The sequence below is a fragment of the Rhodoplanes azumiensis genome, from assembly GCF_042682915.1.
GTDB classification, from domain to species: domain Bacteria; phylum Pseudomonadota; class Alphaproteobacteria; order Rhizobiales; family Xanthobacteraceae; genus Rhodoplanes; species Rhodoplanes azumiensis.
In genome coordinates this window covers 39,144-51,493 of the sequence record NZ_JBHUIW010000023.1, presented here as the reverse complement: position 1 = coordinate 51,493, position 12,350 = coordinate 39,144, and the positions used below count along the sequence as shown (strand labels likewise).

General features: G+C 70.5%; 9 protein-coding genes. 2 read left to right on the top strand and 7 right to left on the bottom strand.

The annotated features are described in order from the left end of the window. Positions 1-109 precede the first annotated feature (109 nt). A complete protein-coding gene (locus ACFSOX_RS18100; RefSeq protein WP_378479216.1) occupies positions 110-2,617 on the bottom strand; it encodes a branched-chain amino acid ABC transporter ATP-binding protein/permease in 2,508 nt (835 codons plus the stop codon). Positions 2,618-2,940: 323 nt separating this feature from the next. On the opposite strand from ACFSOX_RS18100, the gene ACFSOX_RS18095 reads away from it, so the two are divergent. After that, entirely contained in the window at positions 2,941-3,897 is a 957-nt protein-coding gene (locus tag ACFSOX_RS18095) for an IS110 family RNA-guided transposase (protein WP_378479263.1), read from the top strand. Positions 3,898-4,128: 231 nt separating this feature from the next. Here the strand turns inward: ACFSOX_RS18095 and ACFSOX_RS18090 are convergent, their stop codons facing one another. Together ACFSOX_RS18090 and ACFSOX_RS18085 are read right to left on the bottom strand one after the other, a co-directional pair. Further along, positions 4,129-5,001, bottom strand: a complete 873-nt coding sequence (locus ACFSOX_RS18090; RefSeq protein ID WP_378479215.1) for a branched-chain amino acid ABC transporter permease — start codon at positions 4,999-5,001, stop codon at positions 4,129-4,131. A gap of 195 nt (positions 5,002-5,196) precedes the next feature. Then, positions 5,197-6,456 carry an ABC transporter substrate-binding protein gene (locus ACFSOX_RS18085; protein ID WP_378479214.1) on the bottom strand — a complete coding sequence of 420 codons (1,260 nt, stop codon included), beginning with the start codon at positions 6,454-6,456 and terminating at the stop codon, positions 5,197-5,199. A gap of 291 nt (positions 6,457-6,747) precedes the next feature. On the opposite strand from ACFSOX_RS18085, the gene ACFSOX_RS18080 reads away from it, so the two are divergent. Continuing rightward, positions 6,748-7,185 (top strand): nuclear transport factor 2-like protein, encoded by a 438-nt coding sequence (locus ACFSOX_RS18080; RefSeq protein WP_378479213.1) that lies wholly within the window; start codon positions 6,748-6,750, stop codon positions 7,183-7,185. 158 nt (positions 7,186-7,343) lie between these two features. Here the strand turns inward: ACFSOX_RS18080 and ACFSOX_RS18075 are convergent, their stop codons facing one another. From ACFSOX_RS18075 to flhB, 4 genes are all read right to left on the bottom strand, one after another. Next, positions 7,344-8,102 (bottom strand): GntR family transcriptional regulator, encoded by a 759-nt coding sequence (locus ACFSOX_RS18075; RefSeq protein ID WP_378479262.1) that lies wholly within the window; start codon positions 8,100-8,102, stop codon positions 7,344-7,346. Between the two features lie 88 nt (positions 8,103-8,190). Continuing rightward, complete coding sequence (locus tag ACFSOX_RS18070) at positions 8,191-8,406, bottom strand: hypothetical protein (protein WP_378479212.1); 216 nt, start codon at positions 8,404-8,406, stop codon at positions 8,191-8,193. 118 nt (positions 8,407-8,524) lie between these two features. After that, the gene (gene cckA / locus ACFSOX_RS18065; protein ID WP_378479211.1) at positions 8,525-11,092 is read right to left on the bottom strand and encodes a cell cycle histidine kinase CckA; all 2,568 of its coding nucleotides are present in this window, start codon (positions 11,090-11,092) and stop codon (positions 8,525-8,527) included. Between the two features lie 187 nt (positions 11,093-11,279). After that, the gene (gene flhB, locus ACFSOX_RS18060; protein ID WP_378479210.1) at positions 11,280-12,347 is read right to left on the bottom strand and encodes a flagellar biosynthesis protein FlhB; all 1,068 of its coding nucleotides are present in this window, start codon (positions 12,345-12,347) and stop codon (positions 11,280-11,282) included. Positions 12,348-12,350 lie beyond the last annotated feature (3 nt).

Here is a 12,350-nt window from a genome sequence, read left to right as displayed (position 1 = left end):
CCTCGAAGGACGACGGCCCGAGAGTCGGCGATTTCGGGGGCCGGCATCCTTCGAGGCCCGGCTTCGCCGGGCGCCTCAGGATGACGGCGTGAATCAAACACCAAGCAACTCACTCCGCCGCGTGCCCGAGATAGGCCGCCTCGATGGCGGGGTCGCCGCGTAGCGCCGCGGCCGTGTCGGCCCGCACCACGCGGCCGGACTCGAGCACATAGGCGCGGTCGGCGACGTCGAGGGCGAGCTGCGCCATCTGATCGACCAGCAGGAGGGTGACGCCCTCGTCGCGCAGCCGCGCCAGCACGTCGAACAGCCCCTCGATCACGGCCGGCGCGAGACCGAGCGAGGGCTCGTCGAGCATCAGGGTTCTCGGGCGCGCCATCAGGCCGCGGACGATCGCCAGCATCTGCTGCTCGCCGCCGGAGAGGAGACCGGCCGGATTGTCGATCCTTTCTCGCAATCGCGGGAACAGATCGAGCAGACGCTCGGCGTCGGCGTCGATGTCCCGATCGCTGCGGGTGTGGGCGCCGAGCAGAATGTTGTCGCGCACCGTGAGGTCCGGGAACACCTGCCGGCCCTCGGGCACCAGCACGAGCCGGGCCGCGGCGATCTCGGGCGCGTCGAGATGATCGATACGCAGGTCGTTGAAGACGACTTCGCCGTCGACCGGCCGCAGCAGGCCGGCGAGCGCCCGCATGGTGGTCGACTTGCCGGCCCCGTTGGCGCCGATCAGCGCCACGGTCTCACCCGGGCGGACATCGAGGTCGACGCTCTCCAGCACCGGCGCCGCGCCGTAGCCGGCGGTCAGCCGCATCACGGTCAGGATCGCGTCGACGGGCGCCTCCCAGGGCGCGGTGCGGCCGCGCCCGGCCGTCGTCTCGCCGCCGAGATACGCCTTGATCACCTTGGGGTCGCGCCGGATCTCGGCGGGCGTGCCGGTGGCGATCGGAACGCCGGCGTCGAGCACCACGATCGAGTCGGAGATGCCCATCACGAGCTGCATGTCGTGCTCGACCAGGATCACGGCGATGCCGAGATCGGCGATGCGGCGCAGCAGCACGGCGAGCGTGTCCTTGTCGGCCCGCATCAGGCCGGCGGCCGGCTCGTCGAGCAGCAGCACGCGCGGCCGCATGGCGAGCGCCCGGGCGATCTCGACCAGACGACGATCGACATGGGCGAGATCGGCCGCGGGCGTCGCCAGCGCGCCGCGATAGCCGACGAAGCCGAGCAGCGCCTCGGCGGCCCGCTCGTCGTCCGGCCCGGCGAAGCGGCCCAGAAGCCCGCCGAGCCTGCCGCGACGGAGCGCCACCAGAATGTTGTCGCGGACCGAGAGCGAGCCGAACAGCCGCGTCGTCTGATAGGTGCGGGCGATTCCCGAGCGCGCCACCATGTGGCTCGCCGCCCCGGCGAGATCTTGGTCGCCGAGCCGGATGCTGCCGGAATCGGGGCGGTAGAAGCCGCCGATCATGTTCAGTACCGTCGTCTTGCCCGCCCCGTTCGGCCCGATGATGGTGGTGACTCGGCCGGGCTCGGCCGTCACGGCGACGTCGGTCGCCGCCTTGATGCCGCCGAAGGCGAGCGTCAGCCCCTCGACGCGCAGCGCCTGCGGCTCGGCCGGCGTCAGCAGCGCCGTGAGATCGGTGCCCGCGCCATCCGCGGTGCGAGAATCGACGCGCCGCCAGAACCGCGACACCGTGCCGATGACGCCTTCCGGCGCGAGCCACAGCACGCCGAGCAGCAGCGCGCCGAAGAACAGGAGCCGGTACTCGGCCAAGCCGGACAACAGCTCGGGCAGCACGACGCAGATCGCGGCGCCGATGACCGGGCCGAACACGGCGCCGGCGCCGCCGACCACGACGGCGAGCAGGAACAGAATCGACTGCGAGAAGGGAAACGAGTCCGGCGCGACGAACATCATCAGCGGTGCGAACAGGCCGCCCGCGACCCCGGCGAAGCCGGCCGACAGCGTGAAGGCGGCCGCCTTGACGATCACCGGATCGAGCCCGATCGAGCGGGCCGCGATCTCGGCATCGCGCACCGCGACCATGCTCTTGCCCCAGGCGCTCCGCGCGATGCGGTGATAGAGCCACAGCGCGACGCCGGCGAGCAGCACGGCGAGCGCCGCCATCTCGCGCTCGGTGAAGACGAGTGTCCCGATCGCCGGCGGCGGCAGGCCCATCAGGCCGTTGGCGCCGCCGGTCAGCGCCCGCCATTCGATGGTGCCGTGCTGGACGATGAAGGCGAACGCGATGGTGAGCATCGCGAGCGTCGGACCTGCGACCCGGAGCGCCGGCAGCGAGAGAAGCAATCCGACCACGGCGGCGATCACCCCGGCCGCCGGCAGCGCGAGCCAGAAGTCGACGCCGGCCAGCGTCAGGATCGCCACCGCATAGGCACCGATCGCGTAGAAGCCGACATGACCGAGCGACACCTGCCCGGTGAGCCCGAGCAGGATGTTGAGCCCGACACAGACGACGACGGTGAGCGCGACGAGTGCCAGCACGAAGGGCGCGTACCCTTCCGCGCGCAGCGCGAAGCCGAGCGCGGCCGCGGTGAGCAGCGCGATGGCGGCCGGGGTCGCGGACGCGCGCAGGGAGTTAGGAAGCGACATAGGCCTTTTCATTACGACTTGCCCTCCGTCATCCTCGACGTCGCAAAGCGTAACGACGGGCCGCTGGACCCTCTCCCTGAGGGAGAGGGTCGGGCGCGAGCATCTGCTCGCGCACGGGGTGAGGGTTTACGGCGCCGATGGAGGGCTCGGCCCCCCCTTGTAACTTGATCTCCACCCTGATGTCCGAGGAAGAGGTCGTGGTGGCGGGCGGGAGGCCGAGATCCCCGAGGGACACCAAGCCCGTGGGTGAGCGAGCGCCCCCGCCCGTTGTTCCATCGAGCCCGAACAGTCGCTTGGGCCGGCAACGAAGCCCGATTTTGCAAGGACGGGACAGGATGGAGCGGATCTCGGTTGGAATCGATGTGTCGAAGGATCGGCTGGATGTCGCGGTTCGGCCGACCGGAGAGGCGTTTCAGGTGTCGCGCGATGCCGCCGGCCTGGATTCGCTGATCAAACGGGTCGCCCCGCTCAGCCCCGCCCTGGTGGCGGTGGAGGCGACCGGCGGCTTCGAGCAGGTTGTGGTGGCGAGCCTGGCGGCCGCGAAGCTGCCGGTTGTGGTGGTGAACCCGGCCCAGGTGCGATCCTTCGCGGTGGCGCTCGGCAAGCGGGCCAAGACCGATCCGATCGATGCGGCGGTGATCGCCCACTTCGTCGAGGCGACCGCCCCGGCGGTTCGCCCTCTGCCCGACGACCAGACTCGGATGCTGGCCGACCTGGTGGCCCGCCGGCGGGAGATCGTCGCCATGATCGGCGCCGAGCGCCAGCGCGCCATGCGCATCACCGCGCCGCGGCTGCAGAAGAGCATCACGCGGTTGCTGAAGGCCCTGGAGAAGGAACTCGCCAGTCTCGACCAGGACATCGACGAGACGGTGCGCGGCTCGCCGGCGTGGCGGGAGAAGGAGGATCTGCTCGCCTCCGTCCCAGGGGTCGGGCCGATCATCGCCCGCACCCTGATCGCCGAGCTCCCCGAGCTCGGTCGGCTCGACCGGCGGCAGATCGCCGCCTTGGTCGGGCTCGCCCCCGACACGCGCCAGTCCGGCCAGTGGCGGGGCAAGAGCTTCATCGGCGGCGGCCGCAGCAGCGTCCGCGCGGTTGTGTTCATGGGGGCGATGACCGCGGCCCGCTTCAATCCGGAGCTGAAGGCGTTCCGCGACCGCCTGGTCGCCGCCGGCAAGCCGAAGCTCGTCGCTCTCGTCGCCGTCGCCCGCAAGCTCCTCACCATCCTCGACGCGATGGTTCGCGACGGCCGCCCGTGGGACGGAGGGCAGGCCCATGCCAGCGCGTCGATCTGACGGCCGCAAACCGTTCACCGGGGGCGACCGTGTCAAGGCCGTCAGCCGCGCCAGCGGGAGCGCGCCAGCGCTCGCCTTGACGCGGACGACGTCGGTGGACGACCATGCCGACATCAGATCACCCTTGACAGCCAACACAGTCGCTCACCCGCCGCGCTGCGCGCGGCGACCTCTCCCCGCCGGGGAGAGGTGACAAGGGCACGCCAGAGCTCAGGGAGCGGGGACGGGTCATCAGACCTTGCTCACGGCGGCGCGGCCGAGGAGGCCGTGGGGCATCAGGGCGAGCGCGGCGATCACCACCGAGAAGACGACGATCTGGGTGTAGGTCGAGCCGAGATAGGCCGTCACCAGCGCCTCGGTGAGCCCGTAGATCAGGCCGGCCAGCATCACGCCCCAGGCCGAGCCGATGCCCCCTAAGATCGCCACCGCGAAGGCCTTGATGCCGAACAGCGTGCCCATCTCGGACTGCACGCTGAACAGGGGCGCGATCAGGAGGCCCGCGAGACCCGCGAGCGCGGTCGAGAGCATGAAGGCGACGGCGACGACGCGCCGCACGTCGATGCCCATCAGCCGCGCCGCGTCGGGGTTCTGCACCACGGCGAGCAGCGCCTTGCCACGCCGGGTCTTCCTCAGCGCGAGGTGCAGCAGGACCGCGATGCCGAGGCCGACGACCGGGATGACGATCTGCAGCGGATAGACGCCGGCGCCGAAGATCTCCACCGGCTCGACGGCGAGCGTCGAGGGGAAGCTGCGCGGCTCCTTGCCGAACGTGAACAGCACGGCGTTGTCGAGCACGATGCCGCCCGCGACCGTCGCCATCAGCCAGGCGTCGGAGCGGCGGTCGACGAAGGGCCGCACCAGCACGCGCTCGATGACGAGCCCGAAGGCGGCGCACAGGAACAGCGCCAGGATCGCGGCCGGCACCCACGGCCAGCCGAGCCTCACGGCGAACACGTAGCCGAGCACGGCGCCCAGCATCATGGCCGAGCCCTGCGCGAAGTTCACCGTGCTCGACACCACGTAGGTCACGTGGAAGCCAAGCGCGATCAGCCCGTACATGCTGCCGAGCCCGAGCCCGGAGACGATCGCGGAGGTGATCAGCATGTGTGGCTCCAGAAACTGCGGCACGTCCAGTCTTACCCTCTCCCTGAGGGAGAGGGTCGGGGCGCGCGTCAGCGCGCACCGGGGTGAGGGTTTACGGCGCCAGTTGGAGAGTATGGCACCCCCTCACCCGGATCTCGCGCCAATGCGCGAGATCCGACCTCTCCCCGCTGGGGAGAGGTGCAACAGAGGCCGTTCTCAGTTCTTCAGCGGGACGATCTCGTCGCCCTTGAACTGGGTGAAGATGTAGTCGGACGCCGCGAGCGCGTCGTGGTTCTGCTTGGTGAACGGCGTCTTGTAGGTCTTGATCAGGCCGTCGTAGGAGTCGATCGTGTAGAGGGCGTCGCGGATCTTGGTGCCGTCGGTCGCGCCCGCCTTGGCGATGGCGAGGCCGACCAGATGGGCGGCATCGTAGGCGTTGGCGATGCCGACCGCCGGCGTGACGTCGGCGAGCGACTTGACGGCCGGATACTTGGCCTTCAGCGCCGTCAGCACGGCCGTGGCCTTGGGCGCGTCGTTGCCCGAGAACGTGAAGGTCTGGATGAAGTGGACCTTGTCGGCGCTGGCGCCGGCGAGTTCGCCGAAGCGGCCGCCCGCCGGCCCCCAATGGGAGACGATCGGCACCGACCAGCCCATGCGGTCGAGCGACTTCACCACCTGGGCCGAGGGCGCCACGTTGGCGACCAGGAACAGCACGTCGGCGCCGGCCTGCTTCAGGCGCGTGAGCTGCGGCACCACGTCGACGTCGTTGGTCTCGAACTTCTCGACGCCGGCGAACGGGATGCCCTTGGCCTCGAGCGCGGCCTTGAGGCCCTTCTCGTTCGACTCGCCCCACGGGTTGTTGATGAGGATCATGCCCGGCTTCTTGGCGCCGTATGTCTTCACGGCGTAGTCGACGAGCGCGACGTCGACCAGCTCGTCGACGGCGGAGACGCGGAACACGTAGTTGTCGGGCGCTCCGTTCTTGGTGATCGGCGTGCCGGCCGCCCACACGCCCATGAACGGCACCTTGGACTGGTTGGCGAACGGCACGATGGCGATCGACACCGGCGTGTCGAGCCCGCCGAAGAACGCCGCGACCTTCTCGCGCTGCACGAGCTCGCGGGCCGCCACGACGCCCTTGGCCGGGTTGCTCTCGTCGTCGCGCACCACCAGCTCGACCTTCTTGCCGAGGAGCCCACCCTTCGCGTTCATCTCGTCGATGGCGAGCGTGAGGCCGCGCACGATCGCTTCGCCCGACTTCGCCGACTGCCCCGACATCGCCGCGACGAGACCGAGCTTGATGGTCTCCTGGGCCTGCGCCGGCGCGGCGACCAGACCGGCGAGCGGGCCGACCAACGCGCCGGCGACGAGCGCAGTCGCGCCGGCGAGGGTGAGCCGCCGGGTCGGGCGGGCGAACGACAGCCTGGGCAGGACGATCCTGGACAGGCGGTTCCGGGACAGGCGGTTGCTGGACATGGGCGTACCTCACGGGGGTGGGTGGACCGGCCCGCTCCTCGCAAGCCGCATGCCAGCCGCGTTCTCCGGGATTCGCTCCGAAACGCGCCCGCAGAACTCATGGAAACGCCCATCCGATGGGCATCAGCATTCCTGCCGCGCCCAAATCGCATGCAAAAGTGTATACAATAATTACCGTATTCGCATACGATTCCGCGTGAGCCGGGTCGCGGCCGGGCTGGCCGAGAAAATGCATTCCGAGCTTCCCGACCTCGCCCCGATCATCGATTCGAACGACAGCCGGAGGATCCCATGTCCGTCGCGACTTCCGCCCCCGCCCCGCTCGACAGCCCGTCCGAGACGCAGGCCGCCGCCGCCATCGTCGAGGCGTTCCTGGAGGCCTCGATGGTGCCGGATCCGGTCAAGGCCGCGACCTACATCGCCGACGATCTGGTGATCACCTTCACGGGCGGGCGACAGTTCTCGCACCCGCGCGAGAGCGCCGCCTTCAATGCCGGCCGCTACAAATGGGTGAAGAAGCGGATGCTGCGCACCGACGTGGTGCCGGGCGCCGGCGAGACCATCTGCTACAATCTCGGCCATCTCTACGGCGAGTGGCCGGACGGCACGCCGTTCGAGGGCAACCGCTACATCGACCGCTTCGTCGTCCGCGGCGGCAAGATCGTCCAGATGGACGTGTGGAACGACTCGGCCGAGCGCCTGCTGACCAAGAACGGGATCGTGGCGTAGGCCGCGCTGCGGCGAGCTCGCGCTGCCTCTCCATCGGCGTCATGGCCGGGCTCGTCCCGGCCATCCACGCCTTCCACTCGACCGGCGCAGCAAGGTCGTGGATGCCCGCGACAGGCGCGGGCATGACGAAGCAGAGTGCGGGGCCGCGGCCGCCCCCCTCACCGCTTCCGTCCAGCCCGCGCGCGCTTCGCGCCGGCCGGCGCGGCGTCCTCGGCGTAGGGGGCGAGGATCGCCCCGATGTCGCGCTCCTTGGGCGGACGCGGGACGATCAGGGCGCGGTCCATCACGGCGCCGAGATGCTGGTCCATCACGGCGACGGCGGCGGCCGCGTCGCCCTTCGCCAGCGCCGCGATGACGGCGCGGTGCTCGCTCACGGCGCATTCGGAGGAGTGCGGCCGCGCGTAGAGGGCGAGGATCAGGCCGCAGCGCAGCGCCACCTCGGAGAGATAGCGGACCAGCACGGCACTGCCGGTCATCTCGGCCAGCACGATGTGGAACTCGGTGGCGAGGCGGATCGAGCGCCGCTCGTCGGTGCCGCGGGCGGCCTCCTCCTCGGCGACATGGGCGTCGAGCGCGGCGACCTGGGCCGGCGTCAGGCGTCCGGCGAGCCGATTGACGACCAGCCGCTCGAGCCCGAGCCGGATGTCGAACAGGTCGCCGGCCTGGTCCCAGCCGGGCGTCGCGACCGCGGCGCCGCGGTTGCGGCGCAGCTCGACCAACCCCTCGGCGGCGAGCCGGCCGAGCGCGTGGCGCACGATGGTGCGGCTCGCCCCGAACCGCTCGCCGATGGCGTCCTCGGGCAGCTTGGCGCCGGGCTCCAGCGCCTGCTCGATGATGGCGTGCCGCAGCGCCCGGTAGATCGCCTCGGCCCGGTCGCCCGGCCGCTTGGTCGGCTTCGTCTCCGTGTCCTTCGCCATGCTGCGCTTCGCCACGCCCTCGCTCCACCGTGCCGGTCCGTCGGAGCACATCGCGTGCCAGTCGAGATTCACCCTGCCGGCGGCACGATCACCTCGCCGGCGGCACGATCACGGGGGCGCCGCAGTTGCGGCGGCCTTGCGCGGCGCAATCGTCGGCCCGGCGCTGCTCCAGCATCGCCTCGACCAGCCAGTAGCCGGCCGCGACGACGGCGAGAAAGAAGACCACCAGCATGATGTTGGTGCTGCGACGGCCGCCCTCGTCGTCGTCGTCATCGTCGTCGTCGCGGGGCGGCGGTGCGGTCATCTGCGGTCGGCCTGACGTCGTCGTCCGGATGGAGCGCGGCGACATCGGTGACGCCGGTCCCGGCTGTCGCTGCACTCCAGCCGGTCCACGGGTCGCGACGCTCGTCCTCCGGCCGCAGTCACCCGCCCATCGTCTCCTTCACGGCGGCGACCAGCTGCTTGAGGGTGAAGGGCTTGGCCAGGAAGGCGAACTGCCCGCCCTCGGGCAGGTTCTTGGCGAACGCCTCCTCGGCATAGCCCGAGACGAAGATGATCTTCAGCTCCGGGTCGCGCTTGCGCAACTCCTTCAGGAGCGTCGGGCCGTCCATCTCGGGCATCACCACGTCGGAGACGACGAGATCGACCTTCTGGCCGGCGTCGATCAGCTCGATCGCCTCCTGACCGTTGCCGGCCTCGCACACCGTGTAGCCGCGCGAGGAGAGACCGCGCGCGTTGAGGCCGCGCAGGCCCTCCTCGTCCTCGACCAGCAGGATGGTGCCCTGCCCGGTATGGTCGGCGGCGCGCGCCTGCTCGGGAGTCGCCGCCTGGACCGGCGCCAGCGACGCGGCGGCCGCCTCGGTCTCCTCCAGGGTCGGCACATGGCGCGGCAGGTAGATGCGGAACGTGGTGCCGCGTCCCATCTCCGACTCGACGAACACGTAGCCGCCGGTCTGCTTGATGATGCCGTAGACCGTCGAGAGGCCGAGCCCGGTGCCCTTGCCGACCTCCTTGGTGGAGAAGAACGGCTCGAAGATTCGGTCGATGATCTCGGGCGGGATGCCCGAGCCGGTGTCCGACACCTCGATCAGAACGTACTCGCCGGCCGGCATGCCCTTGTGGGCGGCGCGGCGCGTCTCGTCCTCGCCGGCGTTGCGGGTGCGCAGCGTGAGGCGCCCACCGTCCGGCATGGCGTCGCGCGCGTTCACGGCGAGGTTCACGATCACCTGCTCGAACTGCGACAGATCCGCCTTCACGGGCCACAGGTCGCGGCCGTGGCGGACGTCGAGGGCGACCTTCTCGCCGATCAGCCGGCGCAGCAGCATCGAGATGTCGGACAGCGCCTCGGACAGGTCGAGCACCTGCGGCCGCAGTGTCTGGCGACGCGAGAACGCCAGGAGCTGCCGCACCAAGGCGGCCGCCCGGTTGGCGTTCTGCTTGATCTGCATGATGTCCTGGAAGGACGGGTCGGTCGGCTTGTGGGCGTTGAGCAGGAAGTCGGTGGCCATCATGATGGCCGAGAGCACGTTGTTGAAGTCGTGCGCGATGCCGCCGGCGAGCTTGCCGACCGAGTCCATCTTCTGCGCCTGGTCGACCTGCTTCTGCAGGGCGCGCTGCTCGGTGGTCTCGAGCGCGTAGACGATCGCCGCCTCCTGGTCGCCCTCCTCCTCGACGGCGGTCGCCCAGAAGCGCGCCCAGCGCTCGCCGGCGCCGGCCAGCGCCGCCTCGACGGGCGGGATGTCGCCCTGGCCGCGCGCCGCCTTGGCGATCGCCGTCTCTAGCGCCAGCCGGTCGCGCTCGGCGACGACGTCGAGGATCGAGCGGCCCTCCGGCCGGCCGTCGCCGGGGGCGAGATCCTGGAAGAGCTTGGCGAGCAGCCCGTTGGTGCGGGCGATGCGGCCGGCGCGGTCGACGGTCGCGATCGACATCGGGGTGTTGATGAAGAACCGCATGAACCGCACCTCAGCGGCGCGCTGCGGATCGGTGCCCTCGTTGCGGGCGCGGTTGAGCACCAGGGTGCGGGACGCGCCCGGCGCGCCGTCCGCCCCGAACGCCACCTTGTGGTAGAGCCGCACCGGGAGGCTCTTGCCGCTGCGGGTCTTGAGGTCGAGGTCGACGACGTCGGTCTTCACCTCGCCGGGATGCGAGGCGCTGGCGGTCAGCAGCGCGGCGCCGTTGGCCGGCACGATGTCCTCGAGCTGCAGCCCTCCGGAGCCGACCTCGGCGAGGTCGTAGTCGAGCCATTCGGCCAGCGTCGCGTTGATGTAGCCGACGGCGCCGGCGCCGTCGATCGAGAAGAAGCCCGCCGGCGCATGGTCGAGATAGTCGATGGCGTGCTGCAGCTCCTGGAAGACGTTCTCCTGGCGCTCGCGCTCGCGCGACACGTCGGCGACCGTCCACACCGTGAGGCGCGCGTCGGCGCCGCTGCGGCCGAGCGGCCGGACCCGCATCTGCAGCCAGCGGGCGGGCTCGCCGGGCACGCCCGCGACCCGCACCTCCTCCTGCAGGCGCCGCCCCTCCCGGGCCGCCTTGAGGAGCCGGTAGACGGCCTCCGACACGTCGGGATCGCCGATGAACACCCGCTCGACCGGCCGCACGTCGGAGAGATCCGTGGCGTCGACGAGCTGACAGTAGGCCGGGTTGGCGTAGACGACCCGCCCGTTGGCGTCGGTGACCACGATGCCGTCGAAGGCGTCGTCGAGCACCCGACGGAACATCGGGTTCGCCTCGGCGCCGCCGGCGAAGCGCAGGATGCCGGTCGCGGTGGCGAGCAGCGAGAACACGCCGATCATGCCGAGCAGGGCGAGCAGGCCGAGCACATAGGGCTCCGCCTCGGTCCGGCCGAGGAACAGGAGGCCGGCGGCCGCGGCGATCAGCGCGAGCGCGATGACCAGCACGAACCTGATGCTTCCACGCCGCTCGCCGCCCGGGAACACGTCCAAGCCTCCGCCGGTCGCGCCGCCTCCCCTGCTCAGGTCCTGCGTCGTCATCGATATCGGCTCCGTCGCCCGGCCGCGCGAATCAATCTGTGCCCGAGTCCCCAGCTTCGAACAAGGGCGCCCGGGGGCGCCGGGCCGCGCCCCGCCCGGCGACGGCCGACCCGTGCGGAGAAGGCCCGCAACCATGCACCGGCGCGGCCCGGCCGGCCGGCGCCGCGGATGCGACAGGCGCGACCGCCTACCGCCACGCCTTCTTCAGCCGCATGACGTAGCCGACGACCTCGGCGACCGCCTTGTAGTGCTCGGGCGGGATCTCGCGATCGATCTCGACGGTCGCGTAGAGGGTGCGGGCGAGCGGCGGGTTCTCGACGATCGGGACGGCGTTCTCGGTCGCGACCTCGCGAATCTTGAGGGCGATGCGATCCGTGCCCTTGGCGAGGCAGACCGGCGCGTTCATGCCGCGCTCGTATTTGAGAGCGACGGCGTAGTGGGTCGGGTTGGTGATCACCACGGTGGCGCCCGGCACCGCCGCCATCATGCGCTTGCGCATCCGACTGACCCGGAGCTGCCGGATCTTGGCCTTGATCTTGGGGTCGCCCTCGGTCTCCTTGAACTCGTCCTTGATCTCCTTCAGCGACATTTTCTGACGCTGGTACCACTGCTGGTACTGGAACAGGTAGTCGGCGGCGGCGATCACCGCCATGATGGCGACGACGCTGCCGAGCAGCTTCAGCATCAGCGTCATCGACACCGGCAGGATCGAGGTCGGATCGGTCGACACCAGGGACTCGAGCAGGTTGCGCTCGGGCCACAGCAGCATGACCAGGACGGTGCCGACCAGCGCGAGCTTGAGCAGGCCTTTCACGAAGTTGGCCAGCGCCTGCGCCGAGAACAACCGCTTGAAGCCCGCGATCGGGGATATTTTCGAGAGCTTCGGGGACAGCGTCTCGGTCGTCCACACGAGCCGGTGCTGGATGGCGGTTCCCGCGAGCGCCGCGACGACGAGCACGAGAAACGGCAGGCCGATGGCGGCCAGCACCTCGATCGTGATGGTCTCGGTCAGCCGCACCAGCATGCGGCCGTCGCTCGGGATCGCCCACGACTTGGCGATCAGCCCCTTCATGGTGTTGGTCAGCGACGCGCCCGACGAGCCGGCGAACATGGTGAGCGCCAGGGTGCCGCCGCCGATGACGAACCAGGTCGAGACCTCCTGGCTCTTGACGACGTCGCCGCGCTTGAGGGCTTCGTCGAGGCGTCGTTGTGTCGGGTCTTCTGTCTTGTCCGACTTGTCCTGCTCTTCGGCCATGGC